Origin of the sequence: Chengkuizengella sediminis (assembly GCF_010078385.1) — a bacterium.
Lineage (GTDB): Bacteria > Bacillota > Bacilli > Paenibacillales > KCTC-33759 > Chengkuizengella > Chengkuizengella sediminis.
Map to the genome: position 1 here is coordinate 247,572 of NZ_SIJC01000003.1, position 19,101 is coordinate 266,672.

Genomic DNA, 19,101 nt, shown 5'->3' on the forward strand with positions numbered 1-19,101 from the left:
AGAAAAACTTTACCAAGGAATAAAGTTACTTATAATTTTCACTTAAATATTTATAACTTAAAGTGCAAAAAAACAAAGCACCATGAATAAGTGCTTTGCTTATTGGAACAATATATATGGTAATGTCTTTATAAGTTCGGTATTTTCTTTTCGTTTAATAAGATGCGCATAACAATGGCTGCAGCTTCAGCACGAGTCATGTTTGCTTGTGGATCAAAGTAATAGGTTTCTTTTGCATTTGAATCAGATATGACTTGCTTACCTTGGATAATTTCTTCTTTGTAAACACCCAATACAGAAGCTCTAGCATAGTTGTTAATATCCTCAGCATCAATAAATACTTTATTCAAAGCATTATTTACTTTAATCTCATTTGTATCTAACCTTAAGTTAGCTGCTCTTGCGATAATTGTTGCTGCATCTTCACGAGTCAGATTTAAATCAGGTAAAAATTGATCATCTATTTTACCTCTTACAATTCCGGCTCTTGCTGCAGTTTCAATATACTTATATTCATATAACCCATCTGAAGATGAGGTTCTATTATTAACATCTGCAAACGTTCGGTCACCTTCATAATTTAAAGGAAGATCAAATGCTTTTACAATTAAAGAAGTGAACTCTCCTCTACTGATCGGTTCATCAGGTTCAAAAAGTTGGGTACTTGAAGCTCTATTGTTCATAATTCCTTTTGAATATAGAGTATCTAAATCATTTTTGGCCCAAGGATGTCCGATGACATCATCAAAAGATTCGTTCATGTACATAACAACATAATACCCAAATTCAGTAAATGGTACTGTGATCGTGTTTTTCTTTTGATCAACAACACCTCCAAGATTAATCCACTCGTATGACTCGTTATCTAAATAATCAACATTATAACCATAATGGAATACTGTCACATATCTCCATGCAGACTGTACTACATTTGGATCATACTTTAATGTTAATTCACCCGGATTTGATGGAATATATTGCTCATCAATTTCTGAAACATCTCGATCATAAAATTCTTGTCCATCCTCATATGGATAAATACCGCTACCGTATAATATTTCTTGCTGATCTTCTATTGAAGAAACCATACCTCCATCAATCCAGTATAAGTCGCTAATAGTTCTAAATCTTTCTGCAGGATCTTCAAATATTCTAACAAAGTTGTCACTCACATTATTAAATTTGGAATTCTCTCCGAAAAATGGATGTAATACTTTATTTACCCTACCATCATCTGGATCTGCAATAGCTAATAGGATATCTCTGGTTGGAGATAGAGCTTGTACTCCCGTTGCTTCATTTTGAAGTAAAATGGTCCCTTTAGAAAAAGACAACTCAACTGATTTATCAAATGCGTCAATTTTTCGTTTAGAGATACTTTCTTTGTGCTCTGCCCCAGGCACAGGTGTATCTGCATTTATTAACATAATTTCTGCTTCATCTTCCTGTGTACCTCTAACGACAGTAAACTTGATTTTATTATCTCCATTTTTCAAATCATTAATTTCAAATACGAATAAATCATAATCTTCCCCATCTAACTCAATAACTTCTGTTTTTGTCACTTCTTTTTTCTTATCATAGATAATTTTATCTGCATTTTCAGCTTCTACATAAATTCTTGTATAATTCCCATTTACAAAACCAGTTTTGGTTACAGGATCAATAGTTGGATAATGAACCACAAAGGTAGCAGGGTCTCTTCCAATTTCAATCGTTCTTGTATTTATTAATCCATTACCGTTTCTTGAAATTACTTCTACAGCGAAAGTTCCCGTTCCTTCAAGATCAAGTATTTCAGAGGTGAACGTAGCCCAACCACTTGTAGAGCCAGGAGGAATAGAATCTTCGCTAATGCCATCCTCATCGATCAAGTCCACATATTTATACCCTACTTCTTGCTCCGTACCGTATTTTGCCTCATAAGCACTTTCGGACATTCTCACAAAATTATTATCATCCCATAAATATAACTCTCTATGCTGCTCATAATCTCCATCTTCGTTTATACCACTAAATCTAAACTCAACTTCATTAGCACTTGCAACTGAACTTTTAAATTGAAGCTTTGTTTCTTGTGTATAATAACGATAGTTGCTTTCTTGAACATAGTTATAATCATCTAAGAAATCTTCATCCACTTCTAATAATAGAACCTCAGGCAATTCAGAAGTATAATAAAACATTTCATATTTAAATGTAGTAATTGGTTCGGTTAAACCTGGGTCGGTACCTGGATCAACATCTGGATCGGTGTCATTCAAAGTGCCTTCTGGATATACCTCTATGAGAAGTTCATTTAGTCCATTTTGCAATTGCCAATCCTCACGTAAATTATCGCTTATATCTGCATCATCATTTGTTTTATCCGCTGATCCAAAATAAAAGCGAAATTCTTCAAAGTTACCACTAACATCGTGTTCATCAATTTCCCTTATTTTATCCACATGATCGTTAAATATAATTCTAATATCTCCCCACTGACTTTCTGGAATATTCACTGGTTTGATTTGAAATATTGGTCCTGTAAAACTATCACCATCTGAGTCAATACCACTTGGCTCATTAATTGAACTAAAATCCTGTGCTTTAGAAATATTAGTTAAGTAAACGTAAGGAGATGGATTATAATTAATTTCAAACTCCTTAGAACCCACTTCAAAGTCAGTTTGAACTCCCTGATCATCTTCCTGATATGGGACAAATTTTAAAGTGCTTCTACCTTCAGGCAAATCTTCCTTGTCTAAGGTTACAGTATATCTAATGGTTACAGGTGGATTACCTTGCTCAGTATTTTGAGATTCTGTAGAAGAACTAGTTAATAATATTTCATGGCCAAAAGAATCTACACTATATACCTTCACACCACTTGCTTCTTTTTCAGTAACAACATCCAATAAAAGAGATTCCGTTAAAACAGTGATTTCTATTCCGCTAAATAACTTAGTAGATGAAATTGTTTCATATACTTCTTTTACAAAAGGCTGTTCCTCGTTTATAAAATAAAAAATGAAGTCCAAGACATTTTGTGAATATCCAGTCTGACTCGGAAGAAATGTTGCTGTTAATGTTTGTTCATTTTCACCGTGATCAAGGAATATACCGTTAATTTCTATGTTTTTAATTAGGTAATATTCATCTTCAATTTCAATATCATCATCTGAAATTGGGACAGCAGCACCGCCATCAATAGAGTAACTATATGTTAGAAGACTTTCATCAATGCTTAAAGCCACTTCATGTGTTTCATCAGTACCATCAATTTCAATGTTTAATTTATCATGTGTTGGACTAGAATCATTTCTATTTATTTTTATATCTGTTGAAAAATTAATTGTATATGTATCTGCACTGGTACTTGCGCTAAAGGTCGGTTGCTTGAATAACATGGATTCTGTAGGAGCGTTTAGATTTGATGCTGCAGATACCTCAGTGTTATATACGAAGTTATCTCCATTATTAAAAACAAATGTTCTTTTTGTGTTATATGTTGTATCTGCACTTGAAGCAAGTATTTTTAATTCATTGTCACCAGGTCTTAAATGTAAATCCTCACTCTCATCTTCTCCCGCAGAAAATGAAAATTGACCTGTTCCTGAACGGAAAAAGCTAGCATATACACCTAAAGGATCTAACGTCGTATAACCGAATAGTGAAGTAGCGTTTGGTGCAATCCCTTCAATAAAAATCGTATTATCATTAGAAGCTCGATTCTCTAGTGGTACTATCATACCGTTTATGAATTGTCTTTCATCTATCGTCAACTCGTTTACGGTCGTTATCTCTGTGTAATTTATCCATGCAGGTAATGATTGTGGGTTTGTTCCTGAATCCAGTTTAACTGTGATCTTATTTAAACCCTCGTATAATTGAATATCGCTAAATTTAACAAATCCCACACCATCTACTTCAGGAGGATTGTTCTTCACTTCATTAGAAACACCTGTATTCACTTCTTCTATGACATAATATAAATCAGATAAATCCGAGTCATCTATTTGTGTATAACCTACTCTAAGTTCTATCAACTCTTGTATCGTTGAATAAGGGTTGGATGGCCTTTCATCTGATGTTGGGTACCCTTGAATCTCCAAATTAACTGCTGCATATGATGTACTTCCAAGCGGTGGAAGCAAAGCAATTAACATGGCAAAAATCATGATAATACTTAACGAACGTTTAATTGATTTCATCTGGTTTCTCTCTCCTTTTAAGTAGCTCGTACAATTTACATGTGACAAAACACATTTATACTATGTATATCGGTAAAATGGTAAAAAAATTTAGTGAACACAGTAAAATTAAACTAGAATCATCTTAAGATGGTGGAAGAATGATCATATTAAAAAAAGGTAGAGATGATGGCTTGGTAAAAGCCAAAACCTATACCCTTTAATTAAATTTCTATGATAATTTAATTGTAAATTAATCACATTCTGTACTGATAAACTTCCAATTACAATAATTGTTTAAAAAGTTCCCTCTTTAGCACCGAGAAGGTTATGTCAACCCTTTAGAACCACTGTTTTTCGGGATCCCCGAAAAGTAATAGGATTACGCTTCAGAGCAACTCATCACTTTTTGGGGTATAGCAAGTGTAGATTGCTACATGAGTACCGGACTTCAAAGGTGAGCACAAGATTCGATGTCGATTAAACCCTCAGAAATTGCTTCGTGATCCCTACTTAAAACCAGTCACATCCATGTGACCAACGTAGGATCAGCACTTCCTGTGCTGACAAAATGGGGTACTTTTAAAACTTCCTCTCTAAGATTTTAATCCTAGGAGTTGAGTGGTCATATTAACAACAGAACGAAACACTGTTTTTTCTCTTTTTTGAATGAGTCCTAATTTCTGAGCAGCCATAATCAACAAAATGGACACAACTGCGGTCAATATAAGAATCCATAAACTTGCTTGTGATAAAATGATTGCACTAAAACCAAATGTAATCGCAATACCATAGATGGCAAGTACAGTTTGACGATGTGTTAAACCAACTTGCAACAAGCAGTGGTGTAAGTGACTTTTATCAGCCATAGAGATGGGTGCTTTTTTCACGATTCTTCTTACGATCGCGAAAAAGGTATCAGATAATGGTACACCTAAAATTATTAATGGAACAATAAAGGATACAATTGCTGCTTGCTTAAAACCTAAGATGGATAAAGTAGCTAAAGCAAACCCTAAAAACAACGAACCTGAATCCCCCATAAAGATTTTTGCGGGATGAAAGTTAAAATATAAAAATCCTAAAATACTTCCAAGTAATAAACAGCTTAAGATGATAACTGTTACGTTCCCCATCATGATCGCTAACACTAATAATGTAGCTGTTGCAATCGCTGAAACACCTGCGGCTAATCCATCTAAACCATCAATTAAATTAATCGCATTTGTCACACCGACGATCCAAAATAATGTGATAAAGGTACTGAGCCAGCCGTTAATGTTATACGCTTCCCCAAAAGGCAATGTAAGAAAAGATACTTTTAAATCAAAAACAAAAACAACGATACACGCTGCAATGATTTGTCCTAATAGCTTTACCTTTGGAGATATTTCTATCTTGTCATCAAAGGCTCCAACTAAAACGATAATCGATCCGCCAATTAAAATCGCAAAAACAGCATTAAACTGCACATTTACACCCATTTTCACTAAAATAGGCAACATGATTGCTAAGGTCATCACAAAAGCACTATATATAGCCAATCCACCTAAACGTGGCATTAAGGATGTATGTACCTTTCGTTGATTCGGTTGATCTACCGCTCCAACCAAAATTGCAAATTTCCTAACAAAGGGTGTCATTACAAAGGATAGTACGATGGCAATGACTAATGCTGTTGCAAAAATGTAAACCATAGGTTGGTATTTCCTCCTCTCTCCCTTATCCATATAAGTTGTGTTCAAAAAGTTCAAAATTGGACTTTTTGAACAACCTCTATAAGAGAGTCTATCTTTTTTCTGTTATGATATGTTTATCTTTTTTCACTCTAAAAACAAATTTAGGTAAATCTAGCATCCTTTTATAACGGGAAGGCTGTTGCAACAATCGATAAAACCATTCTAACCTAAGCTTCTGCATCCATTTTGGCGCACGTTTAAGCTTGCCAGCAATAATATCAAAAGATCCACCTACACCCATCATAACAGGAATATCTAGTTTATGTTTATATTTATATATCCACGGCTCCTGCGTGTCAACAGATCTAGCAACAAACAAGAGATCCGGTGAAAGCTTAAGAATGTCTTCAATCACTTGCATATCTTCGTTTTCCGAAAAATACCCGTCACGAGCACCTACGAATTGTACATTAGGAAATTGCATTTTCAACTTCGCTGAACTTCCTTGAATTACTTCAGCCGTTGTTCCTAACATATACACTTTCCATTGTTTTTCATTTGCAACTTTTAGCAATTCAAACATTAAGTCAAACCCTGGTACTCTTTCCTTAACTGGCTGACCAATATAATCTGCTGCCCATACTAGCCCTGTGCCATCAGGTACTACCAATTCTGCACTTTGCATTGCTTTTGCAAATGTTGCATCATTTAAAGCTGCCATGAACATGATTGGATTCGCAGTTATGACTTGATGTGTTTTTTTATGTTGTATGGCTTCTGTTAGATGCTGAACAGTTTCTTTCATGTTCATCTTGGAAACGTCAATCCCATACATGGTTACAGTTGGAAATTTTGTTTGAGTTTTATCCATTTCACTCACCATCTTTATATACGTAGAAATTGCCAATATGTTGCGCTGGTTTTTGGGACATTTCCTTTAAATTGTTAATTAGAGGTTTTTTTGCTAATAACCAACCTTCATATTCTAACATAAGCTTTTGTACATTTTCAACGATTTGATTTTCATCTAGCTGCTCTGTACTACCCACAGGTGTCATTTGTATCTGCTCTAAAAATAGATCAATCTTTGGATCATAAGAAATACCAACCAACGGAACGTAATTATTCGCTGCATAAATCAATGAATGTAATCTCATTCCGATTAACACATCACATGTACTTACCTCTTTGAACATCTCAGTTGGATTATCTCCAGAGAGAATTTGAATATCTTCAGGTAATTCTTTTTCAGATAACCCCATTTGATGAAGGATATAGAGAGAGGCTTCCAGATCATGTGGCATATGAAATGGAAGCATTTTGATGATTACATTTTCTTTTTCACGAAGTAACTTAATTGCCTTTGCAATTTTATTTAATTCTGATCGTTCCTTATTCCAAAAACGGACAGAAACACCGATCACTTTTGGCTGATTATCACTAGAAAAAACCTTATTATTTTCTTGTTGTAATGGAACTGACATGCCCATGACTGGATCTGGAACTTGATCTATTTGTGAATCATTCAAGCCCATCTCCTTTAAAAGTGCATAGGACGCAGTATCGCGAACAGAAATATAATGACAACGCTCAAAAACTTTGTTCACCCTTTTATGAAATATTGGCTTTTGGATTGGACCGATGCCTTGAGCATAAATAAAAGTTGGTTTTCCTAACCATTGCGCTAGTTTGAGAATGCCCAGATAATAAGGAATCGTTTTGTTACTTGTAACATCTTGAAGCAAACTTCCTCCACCACTAATCAGTCCGTCACTTTTTCGAATTGCGGCATATACTTCTTTCAGTTTCATGCGATGCACAGCTTGTACACCGTACATTTGTGTTGTCTGAACTGGATTAGCAGATAATACAATCGGTTCAATTTGAACATTAGTTTGAGCTGTTTGGTTTCTTAATGCTGCTAAAATGGAACATAATACCGCTTCGTCCCCGCTATTATTAAATCCATAATATCCTGAGATGACTAATCGTCTAACAGAGGACTCCACTTTTTCCAACCCCTTACTAGCATTTCCCAAATTATAATCAATATTAAACCGATCATTACGCCAAATATTAAACCATATAAAACACGAATACTTGAAATCAGCATAGGTGTATGTAAATGAGCAAAAGTATCCACGATCGATAACTGTCCAATGACTCCAATAATGAGTAGAAATAGCCCTTTTCGGTATTTTAAAGCAAAATATAAACCCAGTAATAACATTGGATGACCTAAGCCAAATTCCTTTAATCGAGGTCTTACTCCAAGTACATTTTCTAGAAAATATCTAAAAACTAATTCAATGGAGGAAACTTGTCCACTATTTCCTGTTCTAGTTAAGTAATAAAATGCAGTTCCCAAAAGGAATACTGCTATAATCACATAACCTACTTTTAAATCCATCATAAATAACTTCTTAACTTGCTTTAAAACATTTCGTAAACCACCTTCTTTTCCATAAAACACATAATATACAAAAGCCAAAAAGATAGGTGCAAGGTGAAGCACGCTTACTCCTCTAAACTGTTCTAAAACGAGCATATAAGTAGCAGCATTCAGTAGTCCGACAACATAAAAAGCTCCGATAAGTGAAATTCCTGTTGCCGAAATAAATAAAAGAATAGTTGATTTAATGGGTGAAACGACCTGCAAAGATTCTTTTCTTAATTGTTGTATGACTGTAATAATACCTAAAGTTGGTGCTGAAATTGCTGCACCTAACGCTGCTGCCTGTAATAAAAGGGATGAGTTTAAAACAAATAGTCCAGCAGAACCTATCATACCCAATACAAAAATCGGTGTAAGCAAGATAGGTACAAACCTTGATATCGTTATTGCGATGAGTGCAACCGCTCCAACCCACAAGATAAGCTTTGCGAATTTTTGCCAGTCTGCATTTCCATATTCAAACGGTCCAGCGATGCCAATTTGAAAACCTTCGTTCTGAATACGTTCGATAGCTCCGTCAGGTCCTGTTAAACTCTCATAAATATTGCCAAGTGAATTGACAACTTCCGCTTTCATCTCGTCTTTTTGTATATTCACATTTAAATAAATCATTCGAATATTTCGATCCGTAACGGCTAATACAAGCCGATCAGATAATTTAGTAGGAGAGAACACGGATTCTGCATCTAATATAGAATGAAGACGTACCACATTATAATCTGTTAAATAAGCTAATTGATTCAAGCCTTTTTCTTTGGCAGAAAACTCGTTTATTGCAAATCCTATATAGTGCTTGTTCATAAGTTCAGACATATGTGTTAATGAACCTTGGTTTAATTCTTCCTCATAACCAGTAACCGCATCACCTGTAAAAATAATTCTGAACACGCCCTGTTTGCTAAACTGATCCATCAATTTTTCCATATGTACAGGATCATATGGTCGATTATCTGAAATACGTACAACAATTTGAAATCCAGCTTTGATTAATTCGTCCATGATCATCGGATCTGGATCCATCGGTTCAATGATGGCAGTTGCTTTTGGAGATTCAATCACCATACCTGTTTGATCAAGAAGGTTCCAATCAAGCACGTTAATATCCAACTGTCTAAAAGCTTGTTCAATTATTGGACGTATTTTAATGTCTGTGACTATATCAGGAAACAAAACATAGGTGAAGTTTTCATTCGGGTCTGGTTGAACCCCTTCAATTAATGATGCTTCATAAGAGGAAAACAACTCCACTCGCCCGTTCGACTCTAAGTCTTCTAAGTTACTTTCAAATACTGCGAGGGATGTTATACCCGCTTCTTTGATCTGTGTTAATTGCTCTTCAATAAAACTTTGAGGGTTAGGTTCGTATTCTGCTATATGTAATATGTCTTTGTAATCTAAAACAATTTCAACTTGATTGGACGTATTTTCTGCTGTATAACGAATCATTCCCAATGGAACTGCGGCAATCATACCGATCACCACAAGAATCCAAAGAACTTTGTTCATGAAAGGGTTCATATTTGTAAGTGTTTTTAGCAATGAGTTCATCTCCCTGTCTAACCCTTATTTCCGTCTACTTTATTCATGATGACTTCTGACAACTGGTCTAAAACGATCTGCGCTTCTTCTTTTGACTGTCTGTTTACTGCGATATACACTTTTATTTTGGGCTCTGTTCCAGATGGTCTTAAACAAAACCATGATCCATCTGCTAATTTATATTTCAATACATTTTCTTTTGGTAACTCGTTTATCCCTTTTTCATAATCTAAAACTTCAGTAACGGAGGTATTCATCAATTGTTGCGGTGGATTTGTTCTCCAATCGTTCATAATTGTTTGAATTTGCTCCATCCCAGCTTTGCCTTTTAACGTTCTGGAATGTAATACCTCTAAAAATGTACCGAATTGTTCATAGATTTCAAATAGAACATCGTATAATGTTTTACCTTGTGATTTATAATAAGCAGCTGCTTCACAAATTAACATGGACGCAACGACAGCATCTTTATCACGTGCATGTGTGCCTGCTAAATAACCATAACTTTCCTCATATCCAAATACATAAGTTGCTTCACCCGTTTTTTCAAACTGGGTCATTTTCTCACCAATATATTTAAAACCTGTTAATGTATTTAATGTTTTTAATCCGTAGTAGCTTGCAATTTTTTCCCCTAATTCACTCGTAACAATCGTTTTGATCATAACTCCATTATCTGGGAGCTCACCTTGCTCTTTTAAATTACTTAATAGATAATTTAAAATAAGTGCACCTGCTTGATTTCCCGTCAGCACTTCATATGAACCTTGTTTGTTTTTCACAACCGCTCCCATACGATCACAATCTGGGTCGGTTCCCACGATAATGTCCGCTTGTATCTCATCTGCTTTTTGGATCGCTAATGCAAATGCATCCTTTTCCTCTGGATTTGGTGATTTTACGGTCGTAAAGTTTGGATCGGGCAGTTCCTGCTCTTTCACAACGTGTACTTCAGTAATACCAATTTGTTTTAATGATTCTCTTACTGGAATATTACCCGTACCATGTAATGGCGTAAAAACCACCTTTAGTGGTTCAGACATTTGTTTAATCGTATTTGTATTTAAACTCACAGAAGTAATGGCTTGAATAAATTTCTTATCCATTTCTTTTCCAATAGAAATTAACAATTGAGCCTTTTCTGCTTCATCCTTTGAACTCTTTTTCACCTGATCAAGGGAATCAATTTGACGGATGTAATGTATTACTTTTTTCGCATCACCTGGTATAAGCTGTCCACCATCTGATCCATACGCTTTATATCCGTTATATTCTGGAGGATTGTGACTTGCTGTAATCACAATTCCTGCGGTTGCCTTTAATTCACGTACGGCAAAGGACAACTCTGGCGTTGTACGTAAAGACTCATACAAATACGCTTTAATGCCGTTGCCTGCTAATACAAGTGCTGCCTCCAAAGCAAATTCTGGAGATTGGTGTCTAGAATCATAAGCGATCACCGCAGATTTTTCATGAGTTGCATTTTGTGATTGTGATTCCAATATAAATTGAGCCAGTCCTTGTGTAGCTTTACCCACGGTATAAATATTGATTCGATTGGTTCCTGCTCCAATGACACCTCTTAATCCACCTGTACCAAATTCTAAATCCTTATAAAAACGATCTTCAATTTCCTTAGCATCATTTTCAATACTGCGTAATTCCTGTTTAGTCTCTTCTGTAATCATTGGATCCTGTAACCACGATTTATAATTTTCAATTGCTTTTATTTCTAACCCTTGATCTGAACTCATTTGCTGTCCCCTTCACCTGCTGGTTCAGGATTTGAGATCGCAAACATAATCTCGCCTTCAGCAACGGTTTTTCCATCTACGGAAGCGATTGCTTTCCCTTTACCAATGCTGCCTTTAGCACGTATAATTTCTACTTCAAGTCGCAGTGTATCCCCTGGTGTAACTTGTCCACGAAAACGAAATTTATCTAATCCTGCTAAAAAGCCGATTTTCCCTTGGTTTTCTTCCATTTTTAAAATAGCTACGGCACCTACTTGAGCTAACGCTTCAGTAATTAATACACCTGGCATAACTGGATAATCAGGAAAATGTCCTTCAAAGAAAGGTTCGTTCATGGTGACATTTTTAATTCCTATCGCTTTTTTACCTTCTTGCACCTCTAAAATACGATCCACTAATAAAAATGGATAACGGTGTGGAATAATTTGTTGAATTTGATTGATATCTAACATATTAATATTGCCCTCCATTATTAAGTCTAATCCATGTATAAAAAGTGCTTAGAAATGTGAAACTAGATATGATCCCCTTCATGATCTGCAGTAGTGAAGGTTGATATAATTTGAGCATATTTATAAAGCGCAGCCAAATGCGATTGTAAATATGCTCTTTATCTTTTAAAGCTTTAATTCACTTTCTTGGGTATATTCTGATTTAGTGACTTAAACTGAAATATGTAAATAATCGAAGTTATAAACGAAAAAATGATGACGATCCAGAGAAAAGATACGGAAAATTTTAAGTTGAGTATGATAAAAAAAATGGCGGAGTAGTATAAAATCGTTGTCAGTTTCCCCATCACATTTGCGGGTACGGTTTTTTTTCCTTGAAAGTGATAAAAAAAACCGCCGATCACCATTCCAATATCCCTCAAAAATATGGCTATCGCTGCTTGCCATGGTATGAGTTGTTCATACAAGAGAGAAATGAATACAGTAATCATCATTAGTTTATCTGCCAATGGATCAAGCATGATACCGACCTCTGTTATCATTTCTCTTTTACGAGCAATGTAACCATCTAAAATATCACTTAAAATGGCAGCCACAACAACAATAAAGGCTATCATCATTTTATCGCTAAAAAATAAAATTAAGTAGACTGGAATGAGAGTAAAACGAAACAACGTAATCAAATTAGGTAGATTCATTTAAATCCCTCCTACCATCCCTATTCATTATACCGAGCAAAAGAAGAAAAGAAAACTCCCTGCTGGGAGTTTATTAAATTTTTTTTATTTTATCGATCCGCAAAAATCAAACTAATTAAATGTTTCCATGTTTGGACATCCAAAACATCGGAGGCTGATTCACCGCCAAGTATAACATAACCGATTAAAACACCGACATAGAGGGCAATGATACATAAAACAGGAACAAGAAAAAACCTTAAAATTTTTAATGTAGTTTTTGCCGGTTTAGGTGAAGTTTTTTTCTTTTTTTTAGCTGTTTTCGTTGCATTTGCATTTGTATCCATAGCATTAGCCGTTTTAGAGATGTTTCGTGATCATTTTTCATGACTGATTACGCCCATCCAACGGATTTTCAACTCCCTATTGTTATATTTAATTAAAATGAAAGTTCAAAAGTTCAGTTTTTGAACAACCTCTACGATCTTAAATTAACTGCTAGCTTCATCATCGTCTCAGCATTACTATATGCTTTGGAAGTTAACTGAAATGCCCTTTGTGTAACCATCATTTCTGTAATTTCTTCCGATAAGTTTACATTTGATTGCTCTAAATACCCTTGAAGTATCCGTATATTAATTTTATCATCAGGATTCGTTGTTAAGTTGCTATTATCGTTTAAATCAATTTCCTGAACTAAACTAGGATCCGTCAACCTGTCTTCGTTAAGTGTATACAAACTGTCACCTACTGGCTGTAAATACTGTGGAGATATAACACGAACGATTTTTAACTGTCCTAACTCTAAAGGTGCTTCACCAGGGTTAGATTTATTATATGCAAAAACATTCCCCATATCATCGATGTTAATGTCATGATTAACTGGAATGGAAATGGGTTCATTTTCGCTATTTTTCACGAACTGTCCTTGACTTGTTGCTAAATATAATTCGTCTAGATGATCTGAAGAAGGTACCAATTGGAAAGAACCGTTACGAGTAAACAGCCGATCTTCACCATCCAATGTCCCAACTTCAAAAAAACCATCACCTTGGATAGCCAAATCGGTTGATATGTTTGTATTGGTCACCGGCCCTTGTTCTGTCTTGAGGTAAGGATTAGACATTCTAATTCCTACTCCCTCTTGCACACCCAAAGAAGACTTTCTACCTTCTAAACTAAAATCATCCACTTGGTTTACTCTTGTTGTTAACAGGTCTTGAAACGAGGCTTCTAATTTCTTATATCCTGTTGTATTTATATTCGCGACATTATGAGATTGAATATTCAGTTTTTGTTGCAAAGTTTGCATGGAAACCATGGCGTTAATCATGGATTTATTCATTCATTTCACCTCAGTTGGTTACTGCACTCGTCCGATTTCGTTTACAGTTTTACTAAGCGTCTCATCTAACATCTTAATCACTTGCTGATTTGCTTCATATATTCTCATTGCACTGGTTAAATCAACCATCGACTGTGCCGCATCCACATTAGATCCTTCGATAAATCCTTGTAAAACTTGAATAGGTTGATCTTCTAGACCCTCTATGATGGTTACAGAAGCTTTTTTTTCATCTGTTATTGAGTATACACCATTTCCCTCACGAGCCATATGGTGTGGATTGTTAACTTTAGAGAGAAGCAAAGTGATGGGTTGTCCTACTATATCCGTTACCTCTTCCCCATTATATAACAGTTGACCATTTTTTTGAATTTGAATTTGCTCTACTGAAAGATCATCATCAAATAAAGTGATCGGTTGTTCGTCCTGACCTAAAAAAAGAAAACCTTCTTCTGTCATTAATTGTTTTTGATCGTTAATAAATAACTTCACATTCTGTATGTATCTTGGTTCCTCATCAGCGTTCCATAATGTAAAAAAGACTTCTGGCTGATACACTTCTTGCCCATCAGGTGTTATTCCTTTGCCAAAAGTATCAAACTGAATTTCTAGTAAATCCCCATTCTCATCTGTATATGGATTACCATTTTCATCAACAGGTTGAAGATTTGAGCTTATCATTAAATCTTCTGCACGGTTCGTTTCTATCATTTGTCCAGGTGTAAATACATTCACCGTTTCTTCGATCATGACTCCTGAATGAAAGCTGCCAACTTCGTTCGATGTGCCTTTTTGAATCATAGAGATATAAATCTCTGGAAAAGAACGAGAGATCGGCACAGCTTCTTTAAACCCTGGTGTATTTATATTAGATACGTTATTTGTAATCGTATCATGCCTTTTTTGCTGTGTAAGCATACCTGCGGTTGCTGTGTATAATCCTTTAATCATATTCTAATAGCTCCTGTCATATGTCTATCCTAATTTTCTTTTTGACATTTTGTCAAGGTTGTCCAGCATAATTCCTGTTCCTTTAACTACACATCCCATTGGATCATCTGCAATTAATACAGGTACTTTTAATTCTTCTGCCATTAATACATCTAATCCATGAAGCATAGCTCCGCCACCAGTTAATATAATACCTCGATCAATAATGTCCGCAGCTAATTCAGGTGGTGTTTTTTCCAAAACATTTTTTGCAGATAGAACAACCGCAGTAACCGGATCCCACAAGGCTTCTCTTACTTCTTTAGCTGTTATCGTTACCGTCAAAGGCAATCCGCTTACTAAATCCCTGCCACGAATATCCATCTCTTCATTGCTTCGTTCAGGATCTAGTGTACCTATTTTCACTTTCACATCTTCCGCAGTACGTTCCCCAATCAAAATTTTATATTTATCTTTTACATATTTCATGATCGCAATATCCAATTTATCCCCTGCTACCTTAAGAGAAGAAGAAGCAACGACATCTCCCATAGATAAAACAGCAATGTCTGTTGTTCCTCCTCCAATATCCACTACCATGTTTCCACTAGGTTGAAAAATATCCATCCCAGCACCAATAGCTGCCGCTTTTGGTTCTTCCTCAAGAAAAACATCCTTAGCTCCACTACGCTGTGCTGCTTCTCGAATAGCTTTTTGTTCAACAGAAGTAATGTTGGTTGGCGCACAAATTAAAATCCGAGGATGACTATACCACTTCCTTCCTCCAATTCTAGAGATGAAACCCTTAAGCATAACCTCTGTAATTTCAAAATCTGCGATAACACCATCTTTTAAAGGTCGGATGGCAATAATATTACCTGGGGTTCTACCTACCATTTTCCTGGCAGGCTCCCCCACTTCAATCACTCTTTTTGTTTCACTTTGTACAGCGACAACAGAAGGCTCATTTAAAACAACGCCACGCCCCTTAACATGAATGAGAACATTTGCAGTTCCTAGATCTATACCGATATCTTTATTGAACATAGATAGTTTTTTCCCCCTATAGAATTAGTTCAAATATTTTTATAATGAATTTATTAAATAGAATTACATATTTTTCAAAAATCATGTACATATACAATCATTATTTGAATTATTATTTATTTTTTTCGATATAGATCCATATAATTCCTGCATGTTTCTCATTTTTAATAAATTTTTTTTAATTTTTTACGAAGGTGAGGCGGATTTTGCTTTATTTTTTTTGTATTTGATCTTTGTCGCTTCACCCCCTCTTAAATGGCGAACTGATTTGTGATACTCTAAAATTTCTTTGACTTGGTTGGCCAATTCCGGGTTAATTTCGGGCAGTCTTTCTGTCAAATCCTTGTGCACCGTACTTTTTGAAACTCCAAATTCTTTCGCTATCGTACGAACCGTCTTCTTAGTTTCCACAATGCAACGACCAATTTTAATGGTTCGCTCTTTGATGTAATCGTGCACTCCCCTCGCCTCCCTACTCGAACTAGTTTGGTACATTATATGAGGGGATAACTTAGATATTCTTTGAATACAAGCATGACAAGCTGTTAAATTTACAAAACAGAATTATTTTATTGGCTAAAGTTGAATAAAACAGGACGTATTGGATAAAAATATTTAGCTCAAGAATGTAATAAAATTTAAGTCTGCCCACTTGGATATGGGTGTAAACAAAAAAAATCCCATTTATATAAATGGGATTTACAAATTCATGGAAATTAGGTTTTCATTAATCCTCAATTTCAATTGTTAATGATAATGATTAACTTTGGATAAATTGTTCTGGATTTACTGCTTCGTTATTTTGATAAATTTCAAAATCTAGATGAACACCGAACTCTTTATCAAGCTCATTTGTTCCTGCTTCTGCTATTTTATCTCCTTGCTCAACTTCTTGATCAACTTCAACCTGTATTTCAGTTAAACTTTGATATACCGTTTTCAAACCATCTTCATGCGTGATTTCTACTATATTTCCTGCAACTGGAATCTTTTCAATTCTAGTAACCTTTCCACTCAAAGCTGCTAGTACATCAAAAGTTTCATCATCAGGATGTGATAGAGAAACCCCTACACTTGGCGTCATCGTCCCATCAAATTCAACAACCGCAGCCTGTTTGCTTTCATTGTCGCCATTCTCATCATAAAAATGACGAATAATTTCTAAATCATCTCTTTTCTCTACTGGCCATGCAATAGATTCGGCTGATACGGTAACTGGGACATCTAAACCTGTTTGTGATTCTGATCCAGGATTGGTAATTTCTTCAGAAACTTCTAATCCTAACTCTGGATCTGTTAAACTAGTTTGATCATTGGTTTGAAAATAGACCATGAAACTAACAATTAAAACAACCGCTGCCATATACATGGCCGGAAATACCCACTTCTTACCAAAAAACCTTTTCCATGATCCAGCTTGAACATTTGTAGCTCCTTCTTTATTTTCAGGAGTTTGTTCATGCTGATTCTCTTTTTTATTATCATTCATAGATACATCACCTCAGCAATCATTGTTGCCAGATGATATACTTTTATACCTATCTTTACTAGATTTTTTATCTCAGAGAGTTGGATTCACTCTCACAACCTCAATTCCTTGATAATAATGTAATAAAATTTCTTCAGCAGTGCTTCCTTCCTTAGCCATTCCATTAGCTCCCCATTGACTCATGCCAACCCCGTGTCCATAACCATAAGAAGTGATTTGCACTTGGTTCTCTACCATTATCATTTCAAACTGTGAAGATGAAAGACCTAATCTCTCTCTGACTTCTCTACCAGTTAAAATCACATCACCTATCGCTATTTTTTTAATTCTATGTCCTTCTGACCATTCTAATATTTGAAACAAAGATTGACCTGTGGAAGCAGGCTGTGTAGGATTAATTTTTAATTTGTTAAAAAACTCCTTGGAGGAAAACACTAACGTATTTTTAAACTTAGGTGAAATTTCTGCATCCCATGGACTTTGTACACTGCGTAAATACGGAAGCTCTACATTCCAATAGTCCTCTGAATTTTCTGTATAACCATTACTAGTTGAGAAAAAAGTAGAGTTTATTGGGTGATCCTCATAAGTGGCTACTAAACCTCTCGTTTCATAAACCGCTCGATTGATTTTCTCCATATTTTTTTCATAAAGATCTCCTGTCCATCTCTGTTTTAGTTTATCCTCAGATAAATATACCTGATGTGAAACTGTATCTGTGACATAAGCGCCTTCAACCGGCACGTTACTAAAATCTTGATCTACCATCCTTCTAAAAATATAAGTTCTGGCTGCTATCGCTTGTGCTTTTAAAGCTTCAAGTTCAAAATCAATCGGCATTTCTGCAGCAATCACTCCTCTTACGTAGGTCTCAAGTGGAATCACTTCAATCTTCTTCTCATTTGTCATATAAATCGGGACATATATTGGATTCTCATCTTCTATGACTCCATTCTTCAATTCATCTCGTGTAATCACCATGTTGGAATCCTCTTCTTTTTCATTTACTAGAATGACAGGAATAATGAAACTAGCAAGCAAAAGCAAACCTGCCCACAAAGCAAACCACAAAATAAAGCGATGAATTTTCATGCACTTCCCTCCGATAATCCAAAACTAACACTATCATATGAGGACAAATACTAGAATAGAACTGAACTGAAATTGAAAAGTGAAATTCAACATTTACCATTGAAACCGAATTGTGTCTGTGTCGTAATAATAAGTATGAGTTTTAAATAGAGAGTTAAAAAAATAGTGCATGTTCAAAAAGTTCACTTTTTGGTGTTTAGTAAGTGTGGATTGAATGAGAATATGGTATGTTATTTTAAGGAGGTGAAGAAAGTTTGGGTACACGTGTGATTATATATGAAAAGCTAGAAAGTGGAGAATTGAGTAAATTAGATGAACGATCTTGGAGCGAGCCTCTTCTTAAATCATTGGAGCATGCAAATTACATTACAGTGAAGGAAAATGAGTATGAAATGGTAGAAGGGCGCTTAAACATAGATGAGGAAGTTCTTGAAATTCTAGTCATCGCTTCAAAAAAACCTTAAAGGGGG

Annotated in this window: 16 protein-coding genes; 1 reads left to right on the top strand and 15 read right to left on the bottom strand. The window is 35.3% G+C overall.

The window, feature by feature from the left end:
- Positions 1–128: 128 nt before the first annotated feature.
- From EPK97_RS08335 to spoIID, 15 genes are all read right to left on the bottom strand, one after another.
- The gene (locus tag EPK97_RS08335) at positions 129–4,193 is read right to left on the bottom strand and encodes an S-layer homology domain-containing protein (RefSeq protein WP_162036160.1); all 4,065 of its coding nucleotides are present in this window, start codon (positions 4,191–4,193) and stop codon (positions 129–131) included.
- Positions 4,194–4,768: 575 nt separating this feature from the next.
- Positions 4,769–5,869: an MraY family glycosyltransferase gene (locus EPK97_RS08340; RefSeq protein ID WP_162036161.1), complete on the bottom strand. Its 1,101-nt coding sequence runs from the start codon at positions 5,867–5,869 to the stop codon at positions 4,769–4,771.
- Positions 5,870–5,960: 91 nt separating this feature from the next.
- The gene (locus EPK97_RS08345) at positions 5,961–6,722 is read right to left on the bottom strand and encodes a WecB/TagA/CpsF family glycosyltransferase (protein WP_162036162.1); all 762 of its coding nucleotides are present in this window, start codon (positions 6,720–6,722) and stop codon (positions 5,961–5,963) included.
- Position 6,723: 1 nt separating this feature from the next.
- Positions 6,724–7,860 (bottom strand): polysaccharide pyruvyl transferase CsaB, encoded by a 1,137-nt coding sequence (gene csaB / locus EPK97_RS08350; RefSeq protein ID WP_162036163.1) that lies wholly within the window; start codon positions 7,858–7,860, stop codon positions 6,724–6,726.
- A complete protein-coding gene (locus EPK97_RS08355) occupies positions 7,836–9,845 on the bottom strand; it encodes a DUF5693 family protein (protein WP_162036164.1) in 2,010 nt (669 codons plus the stop codon). The genes csaB and EPK97_RS08355 overlap by 25 nt, the downstream gene beginning before the upstream one ends.
- A gap of 17 nt (positions 9,846–9,862) precedes the next feature.
- Positions 9,863–11,599 carry a phospho-sugar mutase gene (locus EPK97_RS08360; RefSeq protein ID WP_162036165.1) on the bottom strand — a complete coding sequence of 579 codons (1,737 nt, stop codon included), beginning with the start codon at positions 11,597–11,599 and terminating at the stop codon, positions 9,863–9,865.
- Complete coding sequence (gene fabZ, locus EPK97_RS08365) at positions 11,596–12,051, bottom strand: 3-hydroxyacyl-ACP dehydratase FabZ (protein WP_162036166.1); 456 nt, start codon at positions 12,049–12,051, stop codon at positions 11,596–11,598. The genes EPK97_RS08360 and fabZ overlap by 4 nt, the downstream gene beginning before the upstream one ends.
- Before the next feature lie 173 nt (positions 12,052–12,224).
- The gene (locus EPK97_RS08370; protein WP_162036167.1) at positions 12,225–12,749 is read right to left on the bottom strand and encodes a CDP-alcohol phosphatidyltransferase family protein; all 525 of its coding nucleotides are present in this window, start codon (positions 12,747–12,749) and stop codon (positions 12,225–12,227) included.
- Positions 12,750–12,838: 89 nt separating this feature from the next.
- The gene (locus EPK97_RS08375; RefSeq protein ID WP_162036168.1) at positions 12,839–13,075 is read right to left on the bottom strand and encodes a DNA-directed RNA polymerase subunit beta; all 237 of its coding nucleotides are present in this window, start codon (positions 13,073–13,075) and stop codon (positions 12,839–12,841) included.
- 131 nt (positions 13,076–13,206) lie between these two features.
- A complete protein-coding gene (locus tag EPK97_RS08380) occupies positions 13,207–14,073 on the bottom strand; it encodes a flagellar hook-basal body protein (RefSeq protein WP_162036169.1) in 867 nt (288 codons plus the stop codon).
- An 18-nt stretch (positions 14,074–14,091) separates the two neighbouring features.
- Positions 14,092–15,024, bottom strand: coding sequence for a flagellar hook-basal body protein (locus EPK97_RS08385; protein ID WP_162036375.1), 933 nt, complete (start codon positions 15,022–15,024; stop codon positions 14,092–14,094).
- Positions 15,025–15,048: 24 nt separating this feature from the next.
- The gene (gene mreB, locus EPK97_RS08390; protein ID WP_162036170.1) at positions 15,049–16,050 is read right to left on the bottom strand and encodes a rod shape-determining protein MreB; all 1,002 of its coding nucleotides are present in this window, start codon (positions 16,048–16,050) and stop codon (positions 15,049–15,051) included.
- Positions 16,051–16,236: 186 nt separating this feature from the next.
- Complete coding sequence (spoIIID, locus tag EPK97_RS08395; RefSeq protein WP_162036171.1) at positions 16,237–16,509, bottom strand: sporulation transcriptional regulator SpoIIID; 273 nt, start codon at positions 16,507–16,509, stop codon at positions 16,237–16,239.
- A 301-nt stretch (positions 16,510–16,810) separates the two neighbouring features.
- A complete protein-coding gene (locus EPK97_RS08400) occupies positions 16,811–17,539 on the bottom strand; it encodes a M23 family metallopeptidase (protein ID WP_162036172.1) in 729 nt (242 codons plus the stop codon).
- 72 nt (positions 17,540–17,611) lie between these two features.
- Positions 17,612–18,631: a stage II sporulation protein D gene (gene spoIID / locus EPK97_RS08405; RefSeq protein WP_162036173.1), complete on the bottom strand. Its 1,020-nt coding sequence runs from the start codon at positions 18,629–18,631 to the stop codon at positions 17,612–17,614.
- A 254-nt stretch (positions 18,632–18,885) separates the two neighbouring features.
- On the opposite strand from spoIID, the gene EPK97_RS08410 reads away from it, so the two are divergent.
- The gene (locus EPK97_RS08410; protein WP_162036174.1) at positions 18,886–19,095 is read left to right on the top strand and encodes a hypothetical protein; all 210 of its coding nucleotides are present in this window, start codon (positions 18,886–18,888) and stop codon (positions 19,093–19,095) included.
- The last annotated feature ends 6 nt before the right edge of the window (positions 19,096–19,101 follow it).

Bases quoted from the DNA above. Each gene is read 5' to 3' on its own strand.
- EPK97_RS08400 (WP_162036172.1), bottom strand. From the start codon at position 17,539: ATGAATGATAATAAAAAAGAGAATCAGCATGAACAAACTCCTGAAAAT.
- EPK97_RS08345 (WP_162036162.1), bottom strand. From the start codon at position 6,722: ATGGATAAAACTCAAACAAAATTTCCAACTGTAACCATGTATGGGATT.
- spoIID (WP_162036173.1), bottom strand. From the start codon at position 18,631: ATGAAAATTCATCGCTTTATTTTGTGGTTTGCTTTGTGGGCAGGTTTG.
- EPK97_RS08340 (WP_162036161.1), bottom strand. From the start codon at position 5,869: ATGGTTTACATTTTTGCAACAGCATTAGTCATTGCCATCGTACTATCC.
- EPK97_RS08370 (WP_162036167.1), bottom strand. From the start codon at position 12,749: ATGAATCTACCTAATTTGATTACGTTGTTTCGTTTTACTCTCATTCCA.
- EPK97_RS08385 (WP_162036375.1), bottom strand. From the start codon at position 15,024: ATGATTAAAGGATTATACACAGCAACCGCAGGTATGCTTACACAGCAA.
- EPK97_RS08380 (WP_162036169.1), bottom strand. From the start codon at position 14,073: ATGAATAAATCCATGATTAACGCCATGGTTTCCATGCAAACTTTGCAA.
- EPK97_RS08335 (WP_162036160.1), bottom strand. From the start codon at position 4,193: ATGAAATCAATTAAACGTTCGTTAAGTATTATCATGATTTTTGCCATG.
- mreB (WP_162036170.1), bottom strand. From the start codon at position 16,050: ATGTTCAATAAAGATATCGGTATAGATCTAGGAACTGCAAATGTTCTC.
- EPK97_RS08360 (WP_162036165.1), bottom strand. From the start codon at position 11,599: ATGAGTTCAGATCAAGGGTTAGAAATAAAAGCAATTGAAAATTATAAA.
- EPK97_RS08375 (WP_162036168.1), bottom strand. From the start codon at position 13,075: ATGGATACAAATGCAAATGCAACGAAAACAGCTAAAAAAAAGAAAAAA.
- fabZ (WP_162036166.1), bottom strand. From the start codon at position 12,051: ATGTTAGATATCAATCAAATTCAACAAATTATTCCACACCGTTATCCA.